Here is a 23771-nt window from a genome sequence, read left to right as displayed (position 1 = left end):
TTGCCACCCATACCCCGGCTCACATCACCCGCGGTTCTGACGATTGGCGATCAGGTCGTCGACAACGCCCGGATCGGCGAGCGTCGAAGTGTCGCCGAGCGAACCGAAATCGTCCTCGGCGATCTTGCGGAGAATCCGGCGCATGATCTTGCCCGAGCGTGTTTTCGGCAGGCCGGGCGCGAACTGGATCTTGTCCGGTGTCGCGATCGGTCCGATTTCCGAGCGGACGTGCTTGACGAGCGCCTGGCGCAGTTCGTCGTCTCCGACCTCGCCGGCCATCAGCGAAACGTAGCAATAGATGCCCTGACCCTTGATCGGATGCGGGTAGCCGACGACCGCCGCCTCGGAAACGAGGTTGTGCGAGACGAGCGCCGATTCCACCTCCGCCGTGCCGAGCCGGTGGCCTGAGACGTTCAGGACATCGTCGACGCGGCCGGTGATCCAATAGTAGCCGTCCTCGTCGCGGCGGCAGCCGTCGCCCGTGAAATACTTGCCCTTGTAGGTGGAGAAGTAGGTCTGGATGAAGCGTTCGTGATCGCCATAGACCGTCCGCATCTGCCCGGGCCAGCTATCGGTGATGCAAAGGTTGCCGTCGGCCGCGCCCTCTACGACCTTGCCGTCGCTGTCCACGATCTGCGGCTGGACGCCGAAGAAGGGCCGCGTCGCGGAGCCGGGTTTGAGGTCGGTAGCCCCCGGCAGCGGCGTGATCAGTATGCCGCCGGTTTCGGTCTGCCACCAGGTATCGACGACAGGGCAGCGCTCGTCGCCGACGACGTGATAGTACCACTCCCAGGCTTCCGGATTGATCGGCTCGCCGACCGTTCCGAGCAGGCGCAGCGAAGAACGCGAGGAGCGCTTGACGAAATCGTCGCCCGCTCCCATCAGCGAGCGGATCGCGGTCGGCGCGGTATAGAAGATGTTGACCTTGTGCTTGTCGACCACTTCCCAGAACCGTCCCGCGTCGGGGAAGTTCGGCACGCCCTCGAACATCAGCGTCGTCGCCGCATTGGCGAGCGGCCCGTAGACGATGTAGGAGTGACCGGTGACCCAGCCGACATCGGCCGTGCACCAGTAGATGTCGCCGTCCTGGTAGTCGAACACGTATTGATGCGTCATCGAAGCATAGACGAGATAGCCGCCGGTCGTGTGCAGCACGCCTTTCGGCTTACCGGTCGAACCCGAAGTATAGAGAATGAAGAGCGGGTCCTCCCCATTCATCTTTTCCGGCGGGCAATGCGGCTCTGCCGCCGCGGTCTCCTGGTGATACCAGAGATCGCGGCCCGGTGCCCAGCCGACCTTGCCGCCGGTGCGGCGCACGACGAGGACCTTGCTGACCGTGACGTGCTGTCTGGCAGCGATGTCGATCGCGGTATCGGTGTTCTCCTTGAGCGCAACCGGCTTGCCGCCGCGCACGCCCTCGTCGCAGGTGATCACGAAGGTGGACTCGCAATCGACGATGCGGCCGGCGAGCGCCTCGGGCGAAAAGCCGCCGAAAACGACCGAATGGATCGCGCCGATGCGGGCACAGGCGAGCATCGCATAGGCTGCTTCCGGGATCATCGGCATGTAGATGGTGACGCGGTCCCCCTTCTTTACGCCCTGCTCCTTCAAGACGTTGGCAAGACGGCAAACCTTGTCGTAGAGCTCGTTATAGGTGATCTTCTTGTCGAGATAGGGATTGTCTCCCTCCCAGATGATCGCCGTCTTTTCGCCGTGCGTCTTCAGGTGGCGGTCGATGCAATTGTAGGAGACGTTGGTCAGTCCGTCTTCGAACCACTTGATCGAGACATCGCCCTCGAAGGACGTGTTCTTGACCTTGGTATAGGGCTCGAACCATTCGATCCGCTTGCCGTGCTCGCCCCAGAACTTCTCCGGATCGGCAACGCTCTCGCGATACCATTCGAGATAGGTCGCATTGTCGAGCAGCGTGCGGTTCTTGGCCGCTTCCAGGACCGGGTAGGTCTTGACGTCCATAATTTTCCTCCCTGCGCATTTCTGGTCAGATCATGGGCGGAATGCCGGCGGAAAACCGCGCACAGATTTCCTCATTCCGCCCCGGATCGGCTCCCACCGGTCCTTTGCGACAATTCATAAGCAGGTCGCTTCCGGTCCGCAATTAGACAAAAGCACATTTGAAAGTGAAGAATTGCAATTTCGAGACAAGAACGGTATAGAACCCCCAATTCCCGGAAATGAGTGGTAGACTCCACGGCCCGCGACACCGGCGCGGACGGACAAAAGGACTATATCCATGGCTCAGCAACTGCTTATGCCCAAGGCAACAGCCGTCTGGCTGGTTGACAACACCGCACTCTCGTTCGACCAGATCGCGCAGTTCTGCAAGCTGCACCCGCTCGAGGTCAAGGCGATTGCCGACGGTGAATCGGCGCAGGGTATCAAGGGCCTCGATCCAATCGCTACCGGTCAGCTTTCGCGCGACGAGATCGCACGCGCCGAAGGAAATCCGAATCACAAACTCAAGCTTTCGGAGCCGAAGGTCCGCGTCCCGGACTCCAAGCGCAAGGGTCCGCGCTATACGCCGGTCTCCAAGCGTCAGGACCGCCCGAACGCCATTCTGTGGCTGGTCCGCAACCATCCGGAGCTGAAGGACGCGCAGATCTCGCGTCTTGTCGGCACGACGAAGGCGACGATCGAGCAGATTCGCGAGCGCACCCACTGGAACTCCGCCAACCTGACGCCGATGGACCCGGTGACTCTCGGCCTCTGCTCGCAGATCGATCTGGACCTCGAGGTCGAGCGCGCCTCCAAGGGGCGCCCGCTGCCTTCGGCAGCCGAGACCGGCGCAACGCTCGAATCCGCACAGGAAACCGAGAAGCTCGACTACGGCCAGGATCGCGAAGAGGAAAAGGAAATCGACGCCGATGCCGTCTTCGCCAAGCTGAAGTCGCTGAAGTCGGACCGCAAGGACGACGAGGAAGACGACTACTGATCGCTTCGCCATCGGCGAGATGCGAAAACCCGGATCGCAGGATCCGGGTTTTTTATTGACCGTCGCTGACAGGATCGACGCAGGCGGGCGCCGCTTGTCTTTTGGCCCCGCTTGCCGGCAGGCGGACGAGGTGCAGTCCCGCGCACACTTCCTGGAAGTGCTAGATCACGATGTTTTTAGTCGGGTCGACCTAGAAGCATTAACGTGATCGCTTCCAAGAAGTTGAGACGCGGGATGCGGGGCGGAAAACCGCGCACACTTTTCCTCATCCCGCTCTAAACGCCGATCCCCTTTGACCGCAACAGTTCGGTAATCTCGTCCAGGATCGCCGGATCGTCGATCGTTGCCGGCATCGTCCATGGCTGTCGGTCGATGATCTTCTGGATCGTCGAGCGCAGAATCTTGCCGGATCGCGTCTTTGGCAGCCGCTTGACGCAGACCGCCGTCCTGAAGGCGGCGACCGGCCCGATGCGCTCGCGCACGAGACCGACAACCTCCTTCTCGATTTCTTCCGTTTCACGGGAAACATTGGCGTTGATGACCAGGAAGCCCGCCGGCACCTGCCCCTTGAGGGGATCGGCGATGCCGATCACGGCGCATTCGGCGACGTCCGGATGGCTGGCGCAAACCTCTTCCATGGCCCCCGTCGACAGCCGGTGTCCCGCGACGTTGATGATGTCGTCGGTCCGGGCCATGATGAAGATATAGCCGTCCTCGTCGACATAGCCGGCATCCGCCGTCTTGTAGAAGCCGGGATATTCCTCGAGATAGGCCGCATGGAAGCGGTGATCGGCATTCCACAGAGTCGGCAGGCAGCCGGGCGGCAACGGCAGCTTGATCACGACATTGCCGAGCGTGCCGGTTTCCACCGGGTGGCCCGCGTCGTCGACGACCTGCACGTCATAGCCGGGGAGGGGAACCGCCGGGGAACCGTATTTTACCGGCAGGAGGCCGAGACCCAATGGATTGCCGGCAATGGGCCATCCTGTTTCGGTCTGCCACCAGTGATCGATGACCGGGACCTTCAGCGCCCGTTCCGCCCAGCGGATCGTGTCCGGGTCGGCCCGCTCGCCCGCGAGATAAAGCGCCCGGAACCGCGACAGGTCGTAACGGCCCGCATGGGCCGCTTCCGGGTCCTCCTTGCGGATCGCTCGCAGCGCCGTCGGCGCGGTGAACATGACGGCCACGCCGTGTTCGGAAATGACGCGCCAATAGGTTCCGGGGTCGGGCGTCCCGACCGGCTTTCCTTCGAAGAGGACCGAGGTGCAGCCGTTGAGGAGCGGCCCATAGACGATGTAGGAATGACCGACTACCCAGCCGATGTCGGAAGCCGCCCAGAACACGTCGCCGGCATTGACTCCGAAGAAGTGCTCCATCGACCATCTGAGCGCGACCATGTGGCCTCCATTGTCCCGCACGACGCCTTTCGGCTGGCCGGTCGTGCCGGACGTATAGAGGACATAGAGCGGATCGGTGGAGGCGACCGGCGTGCAAGAGGCTTCCTCACCGGCGTCTCTGGCCGCCGCAAGCGCCTCGGCGAAATCGATGTCGCGGCCGCTAACCATTTCGGCGGCGAGCATGTCGCGCTGATAGATGAGGCAACGGGCCGGCTTGTGGCTGGCCGTTTCGATCGCCTGATCGAGCAGAGGCTTGTAGGCGACGGTTCGCCCGGGCTCCAGCCCGCAGCTCGCCGAGACGACGATCTTCGCCTGGCAATCATCGATGCGCATGGCGAGTTCGTTGGCGGCAAAGCCGCCGAAGACCACGGAATGCACCGCGCCGATCCGCGCTGCCGCGAGCATGGCGATCGCCGCCTGCGGGATCATCGGCATGTAGATGATGATGCGATCGCCCTTGTCGACGCCCAGCTTGCGGTAGATCGCAGCCATAGCCTTCACATCGGCGAGCAGGTCCGCATAGGAGATCCTCTCGATCCGGCCGGTGACGGGACTGTCGTATATAAAGGCCAGCTGCTCGCCACGGCCGGCCTCGACATGCCGGTCCAGGCAGTTGTGGCAGGTGTTGGTGACGCCGTCCGGAAACCAGTGACCATAGGTGCCGCCGGCAGGCTCGAAAATGCGCTCCGGCCGCTTGAACCAGTCGATCGCCGATGCGGCATCTGCCCAGAAGCCGTGCGGATCGGTTTTCCACGCGGCATACACTTCGGAATAGCGGCTCGCCATACCCGTTTCCTCCCACTCGCTCTCCGGACGAGAAGCCCGGTTCCTCCACTTCGAAAGATAGGCGAACGGAGGTAAACGGGAACCCCGACGAAAGGGTAATGGGGAGCGGGACTCAGCGCGCTCCGAAAATGGCGGAGCCTACCCGCACGCCGGTGGCGCCGAAGGCGATTGCCGTTTCAAAGTCACCGGACATGCCCATGGAGAGCCTGGAAAGGCCGCACTGACCGGCAAGCTTGGCGAGCAGGGCGAAGTGCGGTCCCGGATTTTCGTCGAACGGCGGAATGCACATCAGTCCTTCGATGTTCAGAGCCAACTCGTCACGGCAGAGCGCGACGAAAGCGGCCGCGTCTTCCGGCGCGATGCCGGCCTTCTGCGGCTCGAGACCGGTGTTCACCTGAACATAGAGGCGAATGTCGCGCCCCTGGCGCTTCATTTCGGCGGCGACCGCGCGCGCGATCTTCTCCCTGTCGATCGTCTCGATGACGTCGAAGAGCGCAACGGCGTCGGCAGCTTTGTTGGATTGCAGCGGACCGATCAGGTGCAGCTCGATGTCGGGGGTCTCACGCTTGAGCGCGGGCCATTTGGCCTGCGCTTCCTGCACGCGGTTCTCGCCGAAGACGCGCTGGCCAGCTTCGATCACCGGCCGGATCGTCTCGGCGTCGAACGTTTTCGACACGGCCACCAGACTGACGGCATTTTCCGGACGGTTCGCCGACTTCTCGCTTGCGCGAATCCGGCTCAGCACTTCGTTCAGCCGTTCCTCGACTTCCATCCCCACGCTCCTGTTCAAGATCGTTTCGACATCTTCGCTAGCGGCTTATTGAAACTTGCGGCGCTTGCCAAGTCCAGCACAAGCCGGAGCGGGCGGGTTCGCCTCGGCCGTGGCGTCATCTGCCCTCGTTTGCACTGCGAATCGGGTGGACCGCCTGGCGAAACCTTCAAAACTTGACGCTTGGGGCGTTTCGTGGTGAAGGTCACGCCAGCTATCACGCGGGCGCTCGCGCCCGGCAGAATTTCCGGAACATCGACAAAGACATGGCTACCGAACGATATAATCCGCGCGATGCCGAACCGCGCTGGCAGCACCAATGGGAAGCGGGCAAGGTCTTCGAGACGAAGAACGACGATCCGCGCGACAAATATTACGTCCTGGAGATGTTCCCCTATCCATCCGGACGGATCCACATGGGTCACGTGCGCAATTACACGATGGGCGACGTGGTCGCCCGCTACAAGCGCGCCCGCGGCTTCAACGTGCTGCACCCGATGGGCTGGGACGCCTTCGGCATGCCGGCGGAAAACGCCGCCATGGAGCGCGGCGTCCATCCGGCGAGCTGGACGTACCAGAACATTGCCTCGATGAAGGCGCAGCTCAAGGTCATGGGGCTTTCGCTCGACTGGAGCCGGGAATTTGCGACCTGCGATCCCGAATATTACCAGCGCCAGCAGCACCTTTTCCTCGATTTCCTGGAAGAAGGCCTGGTCTACCGAAAGCAGTCGAAGGTCAACTGGGACCCGGTCGACAATACCGTGCTTGCCAACGAGCAGGTAATAGAAGGCCGCGGCTGGCGCTCCGGCGCGCTCGTTGAACAGCGCGAGCTGACGCAATGGTTCTTCCGCATCACCGACTTCAGCCAGGATCTGCTCGACGCGCTCGACACGCTCGACGAGTGGCCCGAAAAAGTGCGGCTGATGCAGAAGAACTGGATTGGCCGCTCAGAAGGGCTTTCGGTCCGCTGGGAGCTCGATCCGGCGACGGTCCCCGGCGAGGAAAAGGAAGTCACGGTCTATACGACGCGGCCGGACACGCTGTTCGGCGCCTCCTTCCTGGCGATCTCCGCCGATCATCCGCTCGCCAGGGATGCCGCAGCCAAGAACGCCGAGATCGAAGCCTTCTGCGAGGAATGCCGGCGCGCCGGCACGTCGCTCGCCGCACTGGAAACGGCGGAGAAGAAGGGCATCGACACCGGCATACGCGCACGGCATCCCTTCGATCCGAACTGGGAGCTGCCGGTCTACGTCGCCAATTTCGTGCTGATGGACTACGGCACGGGCGCCATCTTCGGCTGCCCCTCGGGCGACCAGCGCGACCTCGACTTCGCCCGCAAATATGATCTGCCGGTCGTTCCGGTGGTGATGCCGAAGGATGCCGATCCGCAGACCTTCACGATCGGCGACGAGGCCTATGACGGCGACGGCGTGATGATCAATTCGCGCTTCCTCGACGGGCTTTCGGCGGAAGAGGCGTTCGAGACCGTCGCCTCCAGGCTCGAAAACGATCTGCTGAACGGCACGCCGCGCGCGGAGCGCAAGGTCAATTTCCGCCTGCGCGACTGGGGCATTTCCCGCCAGCGCTACTGGGGCTGCCCGATCCCGGTCATTCACTGTGACGACTGCGGCGTCGTTCCGGTGCCGAAGGCAGATCTGCCCGTGACGCTGCCGCCGGACGTGACCTTCGACAAACCCGGCAATCCGCTCGATCGTCACCCGACCTGGCGTCACGTCGCCTGCCCGCAATGCGGCAAGGACGCGCGCCGGGAAACCGACACGATGGATACCTTCGTCGATTCCTCCTGGTACTTCACCCGCTTTACGGCGCCCTGGGAGGACAACCCGACGGATCCGAAAGCGGCCAATCACTGGCTGCCGGTCGACCAGTATATCGGCGGCATCGAGCACGCGATCCTGCATCTGCTCTATTCGCGCTTCTTCACCCGCGCGATGAAGGCGACCGGCCATGTGGCGCTGGACGAGCCCTTCAAGGGGCTGTTCACGCAGGGCATGGTCGTCCACGAGACCTATAGCCGCGGCGAAGGCGCGCAGCGGGAATGGATCACGCCCGCCGAGATCCGCGTGGAGGAAGTCGACGGACAGCGGCGCGCGGTCCACATCGAGACCGGCGAGGAAGTCGCCATCGGCTCGATCGAGAAGATGTCGAAGTCGAAGAAGAACGTCGTCGACCCGGATGACATCATCGGCTCCTACGGTGCCGACACGGCACGTTTCTTCGTGCTCTCCGATTCGCCGCCGGATCGCGACGTCATCTGGTCCGAGGCAGGCGTCGAAGGCGCCCATCGCTTCGTGCAGCGCGTCTGGCGTCTTCTGACCGAGGCCGCGGAGAGGCTGCGTGCCGTCGATGCCGCGCCGGCAAGCGGAGGCGAGGGGCTTGCCGTGTCCCAGGCCGCACATCGCACGCTCAAGGCGGTAGAGGCGGACTATGACAAGCTCGCCTTCAACAAGGCGGTCGCACGTATCTACGAGCTGGTGAACGCCATGGCCGCCCCGCTGACGCAGGTCGCGAGCGGCAAGGCGGACAACGCTCTGACTGCTGCGGTAAAGGACGCCGCCGCGATCCTGATCAACCTGATCGCGCCGATGATGCCGCATCTTGCGGAAGAATGCTGGCGGGAGATCGGCGGCAAAGGTCTCATCGCCGAGAGGCCTTGGCCGAAATTCGATCCTGCGCTCATCGTCGAGAACGAGATCACGCTGCCGGTCCAGATCAACGGGAAAAAGCGTGCCGATTTGACAATCGCGCGCGACGCAGATCAGAGTGCGATCGAAAGCGCCGTGCTCGCGCTGGATGCCGTCAAGGCCGCGCTCAACGGCGGCCGCCCGAAGAAGATCATCGTCGTGCCTCAGAGGATCGTCAATGTCGTTGTCTGATATAGCTGGCTTCCGTCTTCGGTCCTTGGGCTTCGTAGCCGGCGCATTGTCGCTTGCGGTACTCGGCGGCTGCCAGGTCAGGCCCCTTTATTCCGACGGTCCGACTGGCTCGACGTCGATCGCGCTTGCCGCGATCGAGATTTCGGAAGCCGACGACCGCGTCGAGCAGGAAGTCCGAAATGCCCTCGTCTTTCTGACGTCGCGCGGCCAGGGCGAACCGGTCAATCCGCAATACCATCTGGCGCTTAGCGTCTCGCACCGGACAATGGGCGTGCTCTATGAGAGCACGGATAATGACCATGACGACGACGACGCCGGAGCCGGCCGCATCGTCGTGAAGGCCGACTACAACCTGACCAAGACCGCCACCGGCGAGACCGTGAAGGCGGGCAACCGGACGGCCGTCGCCTTGGTCGATTTCCCCCAGCAGGAATTCGCCAAGATTCGCGCCGTGCGCGACGGCGAGAACCGCGCCGCCAAGGAGCTGGCGGAGATTATCGGGGCCGACCTTGCAGCCGCCCTCGGCCGCTGATCCGATCGTCAGATGAGCGAGGTCAAGTCGCACGAATTCGATAGTTTCCTGCAGCGATCTGCGGCGATCTACCGGCTTTTCCTGCTCTACGGTCCCGATCGCGGCCTCGTCTCGGAACGCGCGTCCGAGCTCGCCGGCAGCTTCGGCATCCCCCTCGATGATCCCTTCGCCGTCGTCAAGCTGGACGCAGCTACGTTGCAGGGCGCCGGTAGCGTGCTTGACGAAGTCAATGCCATCGGCCTGTTCGGCGGCGACAAGCTGGTCTGGGTGCGCGGCGCGTCCGCTGAGAAGGCGCTCACCGAAGCGCTGCAGATCCTCGCGGCCGATCCCCCGGCCGGCGCCCGTCTCATCGTCGAAGCCGGCGACCTCAAGAAGGGGGCGGCGCTCAGGAAGGTTGGCGAGACTTCCCGCTCCGTCGCTTCGATCGCCTGCTACAGCGACGACATCAGGGGCCTGCAGGCACTTGTCGACACGGAACTTTCGGAAGCGGGCCTGCGCATCGGTCCCGCCGCGCGCGAACGCCTCGTCGAGGCGCTCGGGGGCGACCGCATGGCTTCGCGCAACGAGCTTCGCAAACTCGCCCTCTATTGCCGCGGCAAGGATATGGTCGATGAGGATGACGTCCTCGGTATCGTCGGCGACGCCAGCGCCATTTCGGTCGACGATGCGGTCGATGCGGTGTTGAAGGGCGACGCCGACGCGCTGCTGCATGCGATGAAGAAGATCACGACATCCAAGACGCCGCCTTTCCTGGTGCTTCAGGCCTGCCTCAGGCAATTCCAGCAGCTCGACGTGATGCGAGCCGAAATGGATGCGAGCCGCCAGTCTGCGGGCCAGGTCGTCGCAAGCCTCGGCCGCGGCCTGCACTTCCGCCGCAAGCCGGTTGTCGAGGCGGCGCTGAAACACTGGACCGGGCCGGCGATTCGACGCGAATTGGGCCGCCTGCAGGCGACGATCTATCAAAGCCGCAGCCGCCAGAGCCTCGAGGAAAGCCTGGTGATCCAGAATCTCCTGGCGATCACCATCCAGTCGGCGAGGCGTTGAGTTTGTACTTCAACGCCGTTCGAGCAGCCGGCAAATCTCTTCCAGTTGATCGAGCGTCTTATATGTGATCTTGAGATGCCCGCCGCTGGCCTTGTGGTTGACACTCACTTCGAGGCCGAGGCTATCCGACAGGGTGCGCTCCAGCGCCAGCGTATCGGCGTCCTTTTCCTCGCGCTGGCGGCCCTTTGCGTAGTTGGGATCGTTCTGCGACTTGATATCGTTCTGCGCCAGCCGTTCGGCCTCGCGAACCGAGAGACCCTTCGAGACGACCGCGCGCGCCAATGCCACCGGGTCCGATGTGGGTATAAGCGCGCGGGCATGGCCCGCGGAAAGGCTGCCATCGGAAAGCATGTCGCGCACGGGCTCCGGCAGCTTCAGAAGGCGCAGGCTGTTCGCAACATGGCTTCGACTCTTGCCGATGATGTCGCCGAGATCGTTCTGCGTGTAGCCGTGTTCCGCGATCAGTTGCTCGTAGCCCAGGGCCTCTTCGAGGGGATTGAGGTCGGAGCGCTGAACATTCTCGACGATGGCGATTTCGAGCGCCGTCCTGTCGTCGACATCGCGCACGATGACCGGTATTTCGGTGAAGCCGGCAAGTTGCGCCGCGCGCCAGCGCCTTTCGCCGGCGATGATCTCATATCGTTCGTGACCGATGGTGCGCACGACGACCGGCTGAACGATCCCGTGCTGACGGATCGAGCTTGCAAGGTCCTGGAGCTCGGCCTCATCGAACTGCCGGCGGGGGTTGCGAGGGTTACGGGAAACGAACTCGATCGGGATCCGCCGATCGGCGCTGATGGTGGCGGCGGGAGCAGCGCCGGTGTGCAGCGGCTGATCCATTTCGCCGATCAAAGCGGCAAGGCCGCGACCCAGACGCCTCTTGGAGCTGTCGTCGTTCATCTGACACCCAATTAATTACGATACCGAAACGATTAGGCGGCCTTCCGCTGCCTTTCGCGCTGAATGACTTCCGAGGCCAACTGGAGATAAGCCTGACTTCCGGCGCATTTAAGGTCATACAGAATGGCCGGCTTACCATAGGAAGGTGCCTCGGACACCCGCACATTGCGGGGAATGAGGGTATGATAAACCTTATCCCCCAAGTGCAAGCGGACGTCGCTGACGACCTGCTGGGCGAGATTGTTCCGGGAATCGAACATAGTCAGTACGATACCCTGGATATCGAGGCCCGGATTGACCGTCTGCCGCACCTGATCCACCGTCTCCAACAGCTGGCTCAAGCCTTCAAGCGCAAAAAACTCGCACTGCAATGGCACGAGAACCGAATGCGCCGCCGCCATCGCATTCATCGTCAAGAGATTGAAGGAGGGCGGGCAGTCTACCAGCACATAGGAATAGGCGAGGGCATCCACCGAAGCCAAAGCCTTTCGAAGCCTGAAGACGCGGTCCGATTCCTTGGAAATTTCCATTTCGACGCCGAGCAGATCCATGGTCGAAGGCACGATGGCAAGATTCGGCACCGCCGTATCCTGTGCAATCTGGCCGATGGAATGGGTCCCCATCATCAACTCATAGGAAGACAGATGCCGGGCACGACGCTGGATCCCGAGCCCGGTGCTGGCATTGCCCTGCGGATCGAGATCGACGATCAGCACCCTTTCGCCGATGGCGGCGAGCGCCGTCGCAAGATTGATGGCCGTCGTCGTTTTGCCGACGCCGCCCTTCTGATTGGCAATAGTGATAATCCGATTCTTTGGGCCAAACATGTTTCGCTCGCCTATCACTTCGTCCGACGTGAAAGATTTGCAATCTCGAGCACAACCGAATCCGGCTCGACGACACTTGCATGTTTTATCAGATCGAATTGAAAGCGGCTAACGGCTTTGTCGACTTCCTGCTGATAATCCCGCCCTTTGTGAAAGAAAGCGACCGTTCCGGAGCCTTCAGCGAGCATCCATGGAGCACAATAGTCGAGCAATTGGCTCAGATCGGCGAGCGCACGCGCCGAAATCGCGTCGCAACTCGGGATTTCGGCGGGCGCTGCCTCGATTCGAATCGGATGAACGGAACCCCTGGCTCCGGTTTCCCTCAGCGCAACGCGCAAGAATGCGGCCTTCTTGTTATTACTCTCCACCAGATGGGCCCATCCGCCCTCTGCCTCCGAGAGGCAAATCGCCGTAATGACCCCGGGAAATCCGCCGCCGCTTCCGAGATCGACCCAGGTCTTCGGCCCAGGGGAGAGTTGGTAAAGCTGGAGACTATCGAGGATATGGCGCCGCCATAAATCCTCTAGCGTCGACGGCGCGACGAGGTTGATCGATCGCGCCCATTTCTGGAAGAGGGCGGCAAAATGTTCGAGCTTTTGAACCGTTTCACGTGAAACACGCAATCCGTTCAGTGCCTGAGTGAGACTCGCTTGCATTGTATACCTTACCCACCCACACGTTGTGCTTGGCGATCCTGCCTGCGCAGCCAAGACAAAATGAGAGATATAGCCGCTGGCGTCACGCCATCGACTTTCATGGCCTGGGCGAGGTTCCTCGGTTTGTGTTGTGCCAGCTTTTGCTTAAGCTCGTTCGAAAGCCCGGGAAGCACCTCGTAGTCGAAATCATCCGGTATGGACGTATTTTCATCCCGCCTTACACCGGCAATGTCAGTGGCCTGACGCTCCATGTAGACAGCATAGGCCGCATCGATCTCCAGCGCCTCGACCACTCCGGCAGGAATGGTTTGAAGTTCAGGCCAAAGCGGCTTCAAGGCGGCGATCGACTGGTCCGGGTAGGAGAGGATATCGAAAGCGGTCCGACGCTGTCCGTCCTGATTGAGCTTCAGGCCGAAACGCTTGCCTTCGCTTGGCGTGACTGAAAGAGACTGGAGGAGCGTGCGTCCCGTCTCATAGGAATGCTTCCATGCCTCGAAGCGCTGACGGCGCGCGTCGCCGACACATCCGAGGGTAATACCCGCCGGAGTCAACCGCATGTCCGCATTATCTGCGCGCAACGACAGCCTGTATTCCGCCCGCGACGTGAACATGCGATAGGGTTCGGTTATGCCCCGCGAAGTCAGGTCATCGATCATCACCCCGATGTAGGAGTCGGTGCGGCTGAAGAAATGTGGAGCGCGGCCGATCGAGCGAAGCGCGGCATTCAAACCGGCAACGAGCCCCTGAGCTCCTGCCTCTTCGTATCCCGTTGTGCCGTTGATCTGCCCCGCAAGAAATAGTCCGGGCATTTTGCGCACGCCCAAGGACAGTTCCAGCTCCCGCGGATCGACGTGGTCGTACTCGATCGCGTAGCCCGGCTGCAGAATCTTGACCTGCTCTAACCCCGGAATTGTACGAATGAAGGCGTCCTGCACATCCTCGGGAAGGGAGGTCGAGATCCCGTTCGGATAAACGGTGTCATCGTCCAGTCCTTCCGGCTCCAGAAATATCTGGTGACCGTCCCTCTCGCCGAAGCGAACGATCTTGTCCTCGATAGAGGGGCAATAGCGTGGGCCGACGCCTTCGATCTGTCCCGAATACATCGCGGATTGGTGAATGTTATCGGCGATGATCTTGTGCGTTGCATCCGTGGTTCGCGTTACGCCGCAATCAATCTGACGATTGATGATTGCATCGGTCATGAACGAGAACGGAACCGGGTTTTCGTCCGGACCTTGGCGCCCGACGCGGTCCCAGTCAATCGTGCGCCCGTCCAAGCGCGCCGGCGTGCCGGTCTTCAATCGGCCAAGCTGCAGGCCGAAACGCCGCAGTGTCCCGGAGAGGCCTAGGGACGGTTCCTCACCCACGCGTCCGGCCGGAATCTTGCGCTGACCGATATGGATGAGGCCCTTTAGAAACGTGCCGGTCGTAAGAACGACGGCTGCCGCCCGAAAGACCCGCCCGTCCTTCATAGCCGTGCCACAAACCACACCGTCCTCTGTCACCAGATCGAAGGCATCGCCTTCAATCACCGAGAGGTTTTCGATCCCGCTGATCTCCCGCTGCATTGCCTCGCGATACAGCTTGCGATCCGCCTGCGTCCGTGGGCCGCGCACTGCCGGCCCCTTGCGCCGGTTGAGTAGCCGGAACTGGATGCCGGCAGCATCGGCCACACGTCCCATGAGGCCGTCGAGTGCATCGATCTCCCGGACCAGATGGCCCTTGCCCAGCCCGCCGATCGCGGGGTTACAGGACATTACCCCGATGGTATCCATTCTATGCGTAATGAGGACCGTACGGGCGCCGAGCCGCGCAGAAGCCGAGGCAGCTTCGCAGCCCGCGTGGCCTCCACCAATCACGATGACATCATAGTCCGTCATAGACATGCTCCAGCCTAGACCCTTTTCCGGCTTCCGCCTTGATTGTCAGTTCATACGATTGAGTCAAGAGCGTTTCACGTGAAACGCGCGCAATGACTCGCCTGCGTTGTATCGTCGGCCGGGTTACTTTCCGATACAGAACTCGGAGAATATCACGTCCAAAAGGTTCTCTACATCGACCCGCCCGGTTATCCTGCCCAGGGCATCGGCTGCTTGCCGAAGCTGCTCCGCACGCAGTTCGAGGTCGGAAGAAATCAGGCTGCGCTCCAGTGCCACACTGGCCTGTCGCAGGCAATCGACATGGCGCTTCCGCGTGGGCATCGCCAAGGCTGTCCTACCGGCCAGATCGGGGAGATGCGACTGCAGCGCCGTCAACAGATCGGCCATGCCTTCACCGGTCCTCGTGGACAGAAAGATGTCCGCATCCGAGGGAGCCCAACTCGGCGAAGGGCGGTCAACCTTGGTTGCGACCCGAATAACGGGCACGTTTTCCGGAAGAACCTCATCAATCCGAAAATATCCCGGTTTTTCCGATAATAGGAGGACAAGATCGGCATCGGCGATAACCTGCCGCGCTCTCCGAATACCCTCCCGCTCCACAAGCTCGTCCGTTTCACGAAGCCCAGCCGTATCGAAGAGTTTAACTGAGAATCCGGCTAAGGAAAGATCCACGGACAGTACGTCGCGTGTCGTTCCCGCGACCTCCGTCACGATAGCGATGTCCCTTCGCGCCAGGGCGTTCAGCAAGCTCGACTTGCCTGCGTTCGGCTCACCGGCAATGACGATCTTGAGCCCGTCCCGAATGATCTCGGCCAAGCCGGCGCGCGCGATATGTCCATCTATCTCCTGTCGGAGCCTGCCGACATCGTCCCAGATCATCGCGCTGACAGAACCCGGAACATCGTCCTCATCCGCAAAGTCGAGCTCCGCCTCGATCATTGCACGCGAATGGGTCAGCCGTCGGGCCCAACCGGCATAGAGTGCGGACTGCCCGCCACCGGACTGCTCTATGGCGAGACGACGCTGCATTTCCGTCTCTGCCGCAATCAGGTCCGCCAGCCCCTCCACCTCGACCAGATCCAGCTTGCCATTCTGAAAGGCCCGCCTTGCGAATTCTCCGGCCTCCGCATGCCGTAGGCCGCCGGTTGCGGCAAGCTCGTCGAGAATGGCGCTCACCACGGCCCGTCCGCCGTGAACCTGCAATTCGCAGCAATCTTCGCCGGTGAAAGACGCCGGCGCCGGGAAATAGAGCACCAGGCCGCTATCCAGCGTTTCACCGTTTCGAGTCCGAATCGTTCTGAGCGTTGCGATGCGCGGCGGGGGCAGGATTCCGCAAAGTCGCACCAGCGCATCAGCGGTCTCCGGACCGCTCACGCGGATAATGGCAACTCCTGCAGGCAGCGAACCGCTCGAAAGCGCGTAGATCGTATCGGTGGATAGCATCAGCTTACCGGTTTACGGGATGACGAGCAGGGTTCGACGCAGGCCATACCCGCCATCATGGCATCTTGAACATTGGGAATCGGGCAGAGCCAATCGGAAGCGCAACTGTGCGACGCTCGTCGGGCTAAAGCGAAGCGGCCTTATGCACCGAGCTTAGCTCGAAATCAAGTGCCGCCCTGTTTCGGGCGCATCTCCCCCGGCGTTTCACGTGAATCACTCCCGCATCGGGCTCGACCGGGACGGACAATCGACAGGGGAAAGAATGGCGGCAGGAGGATGTGCTGCATCCCAGATGCACGAAGAGGCCGGCGGTGGACACGCCGGCCTCTCTCCCGAGAAAGAAAGTCTCGCTCTTACGTATTCATCGAGTCGAAGAAGTCGCCATTGGTCTTCGTCTGCTTCAGCTTGTCGATAAGGAACTCGATCGCGTCGGTCGTGCCCATCGGCGCGAGAATGCGGCGCAGCACGAAGATCTTCTGCAGGTCCTGACGCGGGACCAGGAGGTCCTCCTTACGCGTGCCGGACTTCAGAATGTCCATAGCCGGGAAGATGCGCTTGTCGGCCACCTTGCGGTCGAGCACGATTTCGGAGTTGCCGGTGCCCTTGAACTCTTCGAAGATGACTTCGTCCATGCGGCTACCGGTGTCGATCAGCGCCGTTGCTATGATCGTCAGCGAACCGCCTTCCTCGATGTTGCGCGCAGCGCCGAAGAAGCGCTTCGGGCGCTGCAGGGCGTTTGCGTCGACACCGCCGGTCAGAACCTTGCCCGAGGAGGGAACGACCGTGTTGTAGGCGCGGCCGAGACGGGTGACCGAGTCGAGCAGGATCACCACATCGCGTCCGTGTTCCACCAGACGCTTGGCCTTTTCGATCACCATCTCGGCGACCTGGACGTGGCGCGTTGCCGGCTCGTCGAAGGTCGAGGACACCACTTCGCCCTTGACCGAGCGCTGCATGTCCGTGACTTCCTCCGGCCGCTCGTCGATCAAGAGGACGATCAGGTAGCACTCCGGATGGTTCGCCGTGATCGAATGCGCGATGTTCTGGAGAAGCACCGTCTTACCGGTGCGCGGCGGCGCTACGATCAGGCCGCGCTGGCCCTTGCCGAGCGGTGCGACAAGATCGATGACTCGCGCCGAGAGATCCTTGGACGTCGGAACCTCGAGTTCCATCTTGAAGCGCTCGTTCGGATAGAGCGGCGTCAGGTTGTCGAAGTGAACCTTGTGGCGAATCTTCTCCGGATCGTCGAAGTTGATCGTGTTGACCTTCAGAAGTGCGAAATAGCGTTCGCCTTCCTTCGGCCCGCGGATCGGGCCCTCGACCGTGTCGCCGGTCTTCAGCGAGAAGCGGCGGATCTGCGAAGGCGAAATATAGATATCGTCAGGACCCGGGAGATAGTTCGCATTGGCCGAGCGCAGGAAGCCAAATCCGTCCTGAAGGACCTCGACGACGCCCTCGCCGATGATCTCGATTTCCTGCTGAGCCAGCATTTTGAGGATCGCGAACATCAGCTCCTGCTTGCGCATCGTGCTGGCATTCTCCACCTCGAGCTCTTCGGCAAAAGCCAGGAGGTCGGTCGGCGTCTTGTTCTTAAGTTCTTGAAGCTTCATTTCAGCCATGAAGGGTCCGTGCTTGATAGGGGATTGGGAGCCGGCGCGATTTGTAAGGGAGCTGCAAGGGGGAAGAGGCAGGCTCTAAAACTTCGTCACAGGCCACAGGAAGAAGGAGATGAGGGAAAATAGCGATTCACGTGAAACGCCGCAAGGGGTCGCGGCAATTTAGCAGCAACTATTGCAGCTGCGAATCGATTGAATTCAAAATGGTTTCACCACGACAAGGATGACGATGGCGATCATCAGCAGGGTTGGCGCCTCGTTCATCAGCCGCCAATAGCGCGCGTCGCGGCGATTCTCGTCCCGCTGGAAGGCTCTCACCGCGCGGCTGAAATGCACATGCACCAGCGTCAGCAGAAAAACGCAGAGAATCTTCGCATGCAGCCAACCCCCGACAAAGCCATAGACGCTCCAGGCGAGGTAAAGTCCGAGCACCCATGAGATCATCATGGCCGGATTCATGATGACCTTGAGCAGTCGCTGTTCCATCATCTTGAAGGTCTCGGACTGTTCCGATCCGGGCGCTGCATCGGTGTGATAGATGAACAGGCGCGGCATGTAGAGCAGCGCCGCCATCCAGGAGATCACCGCAATGATGTGGAGCGCCTTGATCCACAGATAGAGGTCGTCCGGCTGCCCGGCGAAGAGGCCGATCAGCAAAGCCGCAAAGGCCGAGACCGCGATTGCCGCACGAAGCCGAGCCCGTTTGCCCGGCCCGCTGTCGGTTTGGCGTTCCCCTCTCATCGCTGCCCTTTCATCGCGATCCTCGAACGCGGGCGACGAGTGCGGCAACGTGATCCGGATCGGCGTCCGGCGTTATGCCGTGGCCGAGATTGAAGATCAGCGGCCCCTGGCCGAGGACGTCCAGGATGCGGTCGGTTCCATGCTCCTGGGCCGCGCCACCGGCCACGACCCGCACCGGATCGAGATTGCCCTGAACCGGCCCGTCCTTCTGCAATTCGGCGGCGAAGGCGAGCGGCACCGACCAGTCGAGGCCGATCGCATCCGCACCGGTCGCCTGCCGATAATTCTTCAGCAGGAGGCCCGCACCCTTGGCGAAAGCGATGATTTTGGCCGAGGGGCGGCGCGCGCGCACGGATGCGATCATCCGCCGGACCGGCTCGATCGCGAAACGCTGGAACTCCTCCTCGCCGAGCACGCCGGCCCAGGAATCGAATATCTGCACAGCATCGGCGCCGGCATCGATCTGTTTTACCAGATAGTCGGCGGAAATGTCGGCGAGCAGCGTCAGAAGCCGCTCGAAAGCCTTGGGATGACGATAGGCGAAAAGACGCGCAGGCGCCTGGTCCGGCGTTCCGCGGCCGGCGATCATATAGGTCGCCACCGTCCACGGTGCCCCGCAGAAGCCGAGGAGCGTGGTTTCCGTCGGCAGTTCGCGTCTCAGCCGGGAGACGGTCTCGAAAACCGGAGCCAGGTGAGCGATGACGCCATCGGGGCTCAGCCGGGCAATCCCGTCCTCGTCGATCGGATCCATCCGTGGACCCTGTCCCTCTTCGAAACGAACATTGCGCTTGAGCCCATCGGGTATCACGAGAATATCGGAGAAAAGGATCGCGGCATCGAAGCCGTAGCGGCGGATCGGCTGCAACGTCACTTCGACCGCGAGGTCCGGCGTGTAACAGAGATCGAGAAAGCTTCCGGCCTTCGCGCGCACCGCCCTGTATTCGGGGAGATAGCGTCCCGCTTGTCGCATCAGCCAGATGGGGGGAGGGGTGAGCGCTCTCCCGCTCAAAACCTCCAGCACTTTGCGATGCGTTTCGCTCACTTGCCGCTTCCTAATCTAAAAATAAAACTGAATTTATAAGGTTTCTATTTCTTAGAGTCGGTGGGTATCAAGGATTAAAATCAATCCTCATCCTATCCAGTCCGCGTCAATCTCCGGCAAAGAGGCGGGAGAGATTCCGGCCGAATTGCGCTGTAAGCGGGGAAACCCGGGAAAACACTGCAGAGTCAGCCCCTTGCCGGCGATCGGGAGTTTGCGGTTCCTGTGGATGAGGAGTCGATCTGCGTGACAATTTGTCGTGGCCATGAGTCTTGTCCACATGCCCGGGCAAGAGATTTCCGGTTAGGTGTCAGATGTGAACAAGTCGCCGCTTTTCCACTTGCCTGAAGCCAGGCGCCGCCGTTAGCTGTTTTTGTCCCGCCTTATCAACAGACCGCGGAGAATTGCGTGGAGAACCGCAAAAACTACTTCCATCTGCATTTGATCTCCGATTCGACCGGCGAAACTCTGATCGCCGCCGGCCGAGCGGCTGCTGCGCAATTCCAGTCCTCCCATGCGCTGGAACACGTCTATCCGCTGATCCGCAACCGGAAGCAGCTGATGCAGGTCATGGACGCGGTCGACGGGGCACCGGGAATCGTACTCTACACGATCGTCGACCGGGAACTTGCCGGCCTCATCGATCAGAGATGCCGCGAGATCGGCGTGCCCTGCGTCTCGGTCCTCGACCCGATCATTGAACTTTTCCAATCCTATCTCGGCTCGCCCTCGCGCCGCCGCTCGGGTGCGCAGCATGTCATGGATGCCGAATATTTCGCCCGGATCGAGGCGTTGAACTTCACGATGGATCATGACGACGGTCAGGTCCCCTCCGATTTCAACGAGGCGGATGTGGTCCTTGTGGGCGTGAGCCGCACGTCGAAAACACCGACGAGCATCTATCTCGCCAATCGCGGTATAAAGACGGCCAACATACCGATCGTGCCGGGCGTGCCCCTGCCCGATGCGCTCCTGAAGGCGACGAAACCACTCATCGTCGGGCTTATCGCTTCGGCCGAGCGTCTCTCCCAGGTGCGCCAGCATCGCGTGCTCGGAACGACGCAGAGCTTCCACGGGGAAGACTATACCGATCGGGCGGCGATCGCCGAGGAGCTTAAATATGCCCGCTCGCTTTGCGCGCGCAACAACTGGCCGCTGATCGACGTAACGCGGCGCTCGATAGAGGAGACTGCCGCAGCAATCGTTGCCCTGCGGCCGCGGCTTAGATAGAGCGAACCGCAAGAACAGCTTGCAGGTCGCGAACACGGAACCGGAAAATGAAACCCTTGCTCATATTGGCCTCGGCCAGTCCTTTTCGTCGCGCTCTGCTTGCCAATGCAGGACTGGCCTTCGAGGCCCGGGCCGCCGCGATCGACGAGCGTGCGCTCGAGCAGCCGCTGGAAGCGTCTGGCGCTTCGCCGGCTGATGTCGCGCTGGCGCTGGCCGAAGCCAAGGCGAAGGATGTCGCACGATATTTTCCGGACGCCCTTGTCATCGGTTCGGATCAGACGATGTCGCTTGGAACCCGCGTCTATCACAAGCCCCGGGACATGACGGAAGCCGCCGAACATCTCCGGTCGCTCTCGGGCAGGATGCACAGTCTCAACAGCGCGATCGTTCTCGTGCGCAACGACGAGGTCGTTTGGCGGCACGTCTCGACTGCGAACATGACCGTGCGGCCATTGAGCGACGGCTTCATCGATCGGCATCTTGCAAGGGTGGGCGAGAAGGCGCTGACAAGCGTCGGCGCCTATCAGCTCGAAGGCGAGGGCATCCAGCTCTTCGAGAGGATCGAGGGCGATTATTTCACCATACTCGGCCTGCCGATGCTGCCGCTTCTCTCCAAACTACGCGAACTGGGTGCGATCGATGCATGATTCACGTGAAACATTTGTTAACCATGCCTTTGTCACCGGCTATCCGGTGAAGCATTCGCGATCGCCGCTCATTCATGGCCATTGGCTGAAACAGTTCGGAATTCGGGGGAGCTACCGGGCCCACGAAGTTACGCCCGAGGCCTTTCCCGATTTCATGCGGCAGATCAAGGAAGGAAGAACCGACTTCTGCGGCGGCAATGTCACGATTCCGCATAAGGAGGCCGCCTTCCGGCTGGCCGATCGGCCGGACGAACTGAGCGCCGAACTCGGTGCGGCCAACACGCTCTGGCTCGAGGATGGAAAAATCCGCGCGACGAACACCGACGGGCGTGGCTTCGTCGCCAATCTGGACGAGCGCGCCAAAGGATGGGACCGCATCTCGGCCGCAGTGATTCTCGGTGCCGGCGGCGCCAGCCGGGCCGTGATCCAGGCGATCCGCGACCGCGGGGTCAAGACGATCCATGTGGTGAACCGCACGCCCGAGAGGGCGAGGGAACTGGCCGATCGCTTCGGCACGGCGGTGCACGCACATTCGATGGCGGCGCTTCCCGAAGTCGTTTCCGGCGCCGGCCTCTTCGTCAACACGACGTCGCTCGGCATGGACGGCGAGCCGGCGCCGGCGATCGACTTTTCGGGCCTGGCACCCGACGCCGTCGTCACCGACATCGTCTATGTGCCATTGAAGACGCCACTGTTGCGGCAGGCGGAAGAGCAGGGCTTCCGCGTCGTCGACGGACTTGGCATGCTTCTGCATCAGGCAGTGCCCGGATTTGAAAAATGGTTCGGTCTGAGGCCGGTCGTCGACGAAACGCTAAGACAGATCATCATCAGCGATATGGACAGGCACGCATGATCATCGTCGGGCTTACCGGCTCCATCGGAATGGGAAAATCGACTGCTGCGGGCATGTTCCGGGAACTCGGCGTGCCGGTAAACGATGCCGATGAAGTGGTGCATATGCTCTATAGCGGCGAAGCGGTGGCTCCGGTCGAAGCGGCCTTTCCGGGCGTCGCCAAGGGCGGGGTCATCGACCGGGCCGAGCTTTCGCTGCGGCTTGTTGCGGCACCCGAGCGTTTGGCCGAGCTGGAACGGATCGTCCATCCGCTGGTGCGCGCCAAGGAGCAGGAGTTCGTTGCGCGGCACAGAGCGGACGGTGCACCTTTCGTGCTGCTCGATATTCCGCTTCTCTTCGAGACCAAGGCTGAGGCGCGCCTCGACCGCATCGTCGTCGTGACCTGCGATCCGGAGATGCAGAGGGAACGCGTCATGAAGCGCCCGGGCATGACCGCCGAGAAGTTTGCGATGATCCTCAAGCGGCAGGTGCCCGACAGCGAGAAGCGCGCCCGCGCCGACTATATCGTCGACACAAGCGACAGCTTCGACGTCACGCGGCAGCAGATCCGTGCGATCGTCGATGATTTGCGGGCCGGTTAGTTAGCGCACTTTCAGGAAAAGTGTCAGTGTCTCCGTCCGGAGGCGACTTCGAAGAGCTAGATCGCTTCGCGAACCGATGCGCTATCATCGGTGCAAACCTGGCACTGAAGCTTCAAATGACGGCGAAATGCCATTAAGAATGGAGGTCGGCTTCGGGTGATTCGCCCCGAAACAGCGTCCACAGGGCTCCCGTATGCGTGAAATCATCTTTGATACGGAAACGACCGGCCTCGACAACCGCGAGGACCGGGTGATCGAGATCGGCGGTATCGAGCTCGAGAACCAGTTTCCGACGGGGCGCACGATCCATATCTATATCAATCCGGGGGAGCGCAAGGTTCACCCGGAAGCGCTGGCCGTCCACGGTATCACCGACGAGTTCCTGAAGGACAAGCCGCCCTTCGCCGATGTCGCCCAGGAAATCGTCGATTTCTTCGGCGATGCCCGTTGGGTCGCCCACAACGCCACCTTCGACATCGGCTTCATCAATGCGGAGTTCGAGCGGCTCGGCCTGCCGCCGATCGGCAGCGACCGGGTTATCGACACTCTGGCTCTTGCCCGCCGCAAGCACCCGATGGGGCCGAATTCGCTCGATGCGCTCTGCCGTCGCTACGGTGTAGACAACTCCCATCGAACCAGGCACGGAGCCCTGCTCGACTCCGAGCTGCTGGCCGAGGTCTATATCGAGATGATCGGCGGGCGCCAGGCCGCGCTCGGTCTCGTGGTGACGGAGGCAGGTGACCGGCCGATCGAGGCTGACGACGGACCGGTCGTCGTGGTCACAAGGGAAAGGCCCCTACGGCCACGGCTGACGGAGGCCGAGATCGCCGCCCATGCGGCGCTCGTCGCGAAGATCGGCGCGAATGCGATCTGGTCGAAATACAGCGAAGCCGATTACGTTCTCAGATCGGAAGCCGTCTAGGCCTATCCGTATTGCGGCGCCCGCGAGGTTTCTCAAGCCGAATCGCATAGACCCGGCACAA

The 23771-nt window shown here is 61.7% G+C and carries 20 protein-coding genes; 9 read left to right on the top strand and 11 right to left on the bottom strand.

Translation table 11 applies throughout. From position 1 onward, the window contains the following. Positions 1 to 24 precede the first annotated feature (24 nt). Entirely contained in the window at positions 25 to 1974 is a 1950-nt protein-coding gene (acs, locus tag M1D34_RS15725; RefSeq protein ID WP_498779822.1) for an acetate--CoA ligase, read from the bottom strand. Positions 1975 to 2251: 277 nt separating this feature from the next. On the opposite strand from acs, the gene M1D34_RS15720 reads away from it, so the two are divergent. Next, positions 2252 to 2950: a DUF1013 domain-containing protein gene (locus M1D34_RS15720; protein WP_003531751.1), complete on the top strand. Its 699-nt coding sequence runs from the start codon at positions 2252 to 2254 to the stop codon at positions 2948 to 2950. A gap of 275 nt (positions 2951 to 3225) precedes the next feature. Here the strand turns inward: M1D34_RS15720 and M1D34_RS15715 are convergent, their stop codons facing one another. Together M1D34_RS15715 and M1D34_RS15710 are read right to left on the bottom strand one after the other, a co-directional pair. Then, complete coding sequence (locus M1D34_RS15715; protein ID WP_498779820.1) at positions 3226 to 5133, bottom strand: AMP-binding protein; 1908 nt, start codon at positions 5131 to 5133, stop codon at positions 3226 to 3228. A 112-nt stretch (positions 5134 to 5245) separates the two neighbouring features. After that, the gene (locus M1D34_RS15710; RefSeq protein ID WP_003531743.1) at positions 5246 to 5905 is read right to left on the bottom strand and encodes a YggS family pyridoxal phosphate-dependent enzyme; all 660 of its coding nucleotides are present in this window, start codon (positions 5903 to 5905) and stop codon (positions 5246 to 5248) included. 263 nt (positions 5906 to 6168) lie between these two features. Here M1D34_RS15710 and leuS point away from each other — a divergent pair, with 263 nt between their 5' ends. Genes leuS through holA form a run of 3 tightly spaced genes read left to right on the top strand, consistent with a single transcriptional unit; the run spans position 6169 to position 10375 of the window. Beyond that, positions 6169 to 8799: a leucine--tRNA ligase gene (gene leuS, locus M1D34_RS15705; protein ID WP_498779819.1), complete on the top strand. Its 2631-nt coding sequence runs from the start codon at positions 6169 to 6171 to the stop codon at positions 8797 to 8799. Beyond that, positions 8786 to 9331 (top strand): LPS assembly lipoprotein LptE, encoded by a 546-nt coding sequence (locus tag M1D34_RS15700; RefSeq protein ID WP_003531740.1) that lies wholly within the window; start codon positions 8786 to 8788, stop codon positions 9329 to 9331. The genes leuS and M1D34_RS15700 overlap by 14 nt, the downstream gene beginning before the upstream one ends. A 12-nt stretch (positions 9332 to 9343) precedes the next feature. Then, the gene (gene holA, locus M1D34_RS15695) at positions 9344 to 10375 is read left to right on the top strand and encodes a DNA polymerase III subunit delta (protein WP_010970581.1); all 1032 of its coding nucleotides are present in this window, start codon (positions 9344 to 9346) and stop codon (positions 10373 to 10375) included. 9 nt (positions 10376 to 10384) lie between these two features. Here holA and M1D34_RS15690 read toward each other — a convergent pair whose 3' ends face one another. The 8 genes from M1D34_RS15690 to hemE form a co-directional block, all read right to left on the bottom strand. Further along, positions 10385 to 11275, bottom strand: a complete 891-nt coding sequence (locus tag M1D34_RS15690) for a ParB/RepB/Spo0J family partition protein (protein ID WP_010970582.1) — start codon at positions 11273 to 11275, stop codon at positions 10385 to 10387. 32 nt (positions 11276 to 11307) lie between these two features. Continuing rightward, positions 11308 to 12102: a ParA family protein gene (locus M1D34_RS15685; protein WP_013844943.1), complete on the bottom strand. Its 795-nt coding sequence runs from the start codon at positions 12100 to 12102 to the stop codon at positions 11308 to 11310. 14 nt (positions 12103 to 12116) lie between these two features. Next, a complete protein-coding gene (gene rsmG, locus M1D34_RS15680; RefSeq protein WP_498781733.1) occupies positions 12117 to 12758 on the bottom strand; it encodes a 16S rRNA (guanine(527)-N(7))-methyltransferase RsmG in 642 nt (213 codons plus the stop codon). Between the two features lie 8 nt (positions 12759 to 12766). After that, entirely contained in the window at positions 12767 to 14638 is a 1872-nt protein-coding gene (mnmG, locus tag M1D34_RS15675) for a tRNA uridine-5-carboxymethylaminomethyl(34) synthesis enzyme MnmG (protein WP_498779816.1), read from the bottom strand. A 123-nt stretch (positions 14639 to 14761) separates the two neighbouring features. Next, positions 14762 to 16081 carry a tRNA uridine-5-carboxymethylaminomethyl(34) synthesis GTPase MnmE gene (gene mnmE, locus M1D34_RS15670; protein WP_498779814.1) on the bottom strand — a complete coding sequence of 440 codons (1320 nt, stop codon included), beginning with the start codon at positions 16079 to 16081 and terminating at the stop codon, positions 14762 to 14764. A 353-nt stretch (positions 16082 to 16434) separates the two neighbouring features. After that, a complete protein-coding gene (gene rho, locus M1D34_RS15665) occupies positions 16435 to 17700 on the bottom strand; it encodes a transcription termination factor Rho (protein ID WP_010970587.1) in 1266 nt (421 codons plus the stop codon). A gap of 195 nt (positions 17701 to 17895) precedes the next feature. Further along, positions 17896 to 18438, bottom strand: a complete 543-nt coding sequence (hemJ, locus tag M1D34_RS15660) for a protoporphyrinogen oxidase HemJ (RefSeq protein WP_003531730.1) — start codon at positions 18436 to 18438, stop codon at positions 17896 to 17898. A 10-nt stretch (positions 18439 to 18448) separates the two neighbouring features. Then, on the bottom strand, positions 18449 to 19480 hold the full coding sequence (gene hemE / locus M1D34_RS15655) for a uroporphyrinogen decarboxylase (RefSeq protein ID WP_003531729.1): 1032 nt from the start codon (positions 19478 to 19480) through the stop codon (positions 18449 to 18451). A 405-nt stretch (positions 19481 to 19885) separates the two neighbouring features. On the opposite strand from hemE, the gene M1D34_RS15650 reads away from it, so the two are divergent. The 5 genes from M1D34_RS15650 (at position 19886) to dnaQ (ending at position 23710) form a co-directional block, all read left to right on the top strand. After that, complete coding sequence (locus M1D34_RS15650) at positions 19886 to 20707, top strand: pyruvate, water dikinase regulatory protein (RefSeq protein WP_010968285.1); 822 nt, start codon at positions 19886 to 19888, stop codon at positions 20705 to 20707. Between the two features lie 47 nt (positions 20708 to 20754). Then, positions 20755 to 21354, top strand: coding sequence for a Maf-like protein (locus tag M1D34_RS15645; protein ID WP_498779810.1), 600 nt, complete (start codon positions 20755 to 20757; stop codon positions 21352 to 21354). Beyond that, positions 21347 to 22207 carry a shikimate dehydrogenase gene (locus M1D34_RS15640; protein WP_027992957.1) on the top strand — a complete coding sequence of 287 codons (861 nt, stop codon included), beginning with the start codon at positions 21347 to 21349 and terminating at the stop codon, positions 22205 to 22207. The genes M1D34_RS15645 and M1D34_RS15640 overlap by 8 nt, the downstream gene beginning before the upstream one ends. Continuing rightward, on the top strand, positions 22204 to 22788 hold the full coding sequence (coaE, locus tag M1D34_RS15635; protein ID WP_003531725.1) for a dephospho-CoA kinase: 585 nt from the start codon (positions 22204 to 22206) through the stop codon (positions 22786 to 22788). The genes M1D34_RS15640 and coaE overlap by 4 nt, the downstream gene beginning before the upstream one ends. Positions 22789 to 22981: 193 nt before the next feature. Further along, entirely contained in the window at positions 22982 to 23710 is a 729-nt protein-coding gene (dnaQ, locus tag M1D34_RS15630; RefSeq protein WP_107607795.1) for a DNA polymerase III subunit epsilon, read from the top strand. Positions 23711 to 23771: the final 61 nt, after the last annotated feature.

It is taken from the genome of Ensifer sp. D2-11 (assembly GCF_054161295.1).
This window is presented reverse-complemented; position numbering and strand designations above follow the sequence as displayed.

What these genes read in the sequence shown, in the direction of transcription:
- M1D34_RS15700 (WP_003531740.1), top strand. Translation starts at nt 8,786, where the DNA reads ATGTCGTTGTCTGATATAGCTGGCTTCCGTCTTCGGTCCTTGGGCTTC.
- dnaQ (WP_107607795.1), top strand. Translation starts at nt 22,982, where the DNA reads ATGCGTGAAATCATCTTTGATACGGAAACGACCGGCCTCGACAACCGC.
- M1D34_RS15640 (WP_027992957.1), top strand. Translation starts at nt 21,347, where the DNA reads ATGCATGATTCACGTGAAACATTTGTTAACCATGCCTTTGTCACCGGC.
- M1D34_RS15685 (WP_013844943.1), bottom strand. Translation starts at nt 12,102, where the DNA reads ATGTTTGGCCCAAAGAATCGGATTATCACTATTGCCAATCAGAAGGGC.
- rsmG (WP_498781733.1), bottom strand. Translation starts at nt 12,758, where the DNA reads ATGCAAGCGAGTCTCACTCAGGCACTGAACGGATTGCGTGTTTCACGT.
- M1D34_RS15710 (WP_003531743.1), bottom strand. Translation starts at nt 5,905, where the DNA reads ATGGAAGTCGAGGAACGGCTGAACGAAGTGCTGAGCCGGATTCGCGCA.
- M1D34_RS15720 (WP_003531751.1), top strand. Translation starts at nt 2,252, where the DNA reads ATGGCTCAGCAACTGCTTATGCCCAAGGCAACAGCCGTCTGGCTGGTT.
- mnmG (WP_498779816.1), bottom strand. Translation starts at nt 14,638, where the DNA reads ATGACGGACTATGATGTCATCGTGATTGGTGGAGGCCACGCGGGCTGC.
- rho (WP_010970587.1), bottom strand. Translation starts at nt 17,700, where the DNA reads ATGGCTGAAATGAAGCTTCAAGAACTTAAGAACAAGACGCCGACCGAC.
- M1D34_RS15715 (WP_498779820.1), bottom strand. Translation starts at nt 5,133, where the DNA reads ATGGCGAGCCGCTATTCCGAAGTGTATGCCGCGTGGAAAACCGATCCG.
- mnmE (WP_498779814.1), bottom strand. Translation starts at nt 16,081, where the DNA reads ATGCTATCCACCGATACGATCTACGCGCTTTCGAGCGGTTCGCTGCCT.
- coaE (WP_003531725.1), top strand. Translation starts at nt 22,204, where the DNA reads ATGATCATCGTCGGGCTTACCGGCTCCATCGGAATGGGAAAATCGACT.
- leuS (WP_498779819.1), top strand. Translation starts at nt 6,169, where the DNA reads ATGGCTACCGAACGATATAATCCGCGCGATGCCGAACCGCGCTGGCAG.
- hemJ (WP_003531730.1), bottom strand. Translation starts at nt 18,438, where the DNA reads ATGAGAGGGGAACGCCAAACCGACAGCGGGCCGGGCAAACGGGCTCGG.
- M1D34_RS15690 (WP_010970582.1), bottom strand. Translation starts at nt 11,275, where the DNA reads ATGAACGACGACAGCTCCAAGAGGCGTCTGGGTCGCGGCCTTGCCGCT.
- holA (WP_010970581.1), top strand. Translation starts at nt 9,344, where the DNA reads ATGAGCGAGGTCAAGTCGCACGAATTCGATAGTTTCCTGCAGCGATCT.
- M1D34_RS15645 (WP_498779810.1), top strand. Translation starts at nt 20,755, where the DNA reads ATGAAACCCTTGCTCATATTGGCCTCGGCCAGTCCTTTTCGTCGCGCT.
- acs (WP_498779822.1), bottom strand. Translation starts at nt 1,974, where the DNA reads ATGGACGTCAAGACCTACCCGGTCCTGGAAGCGGCCAAGAACCGCACG.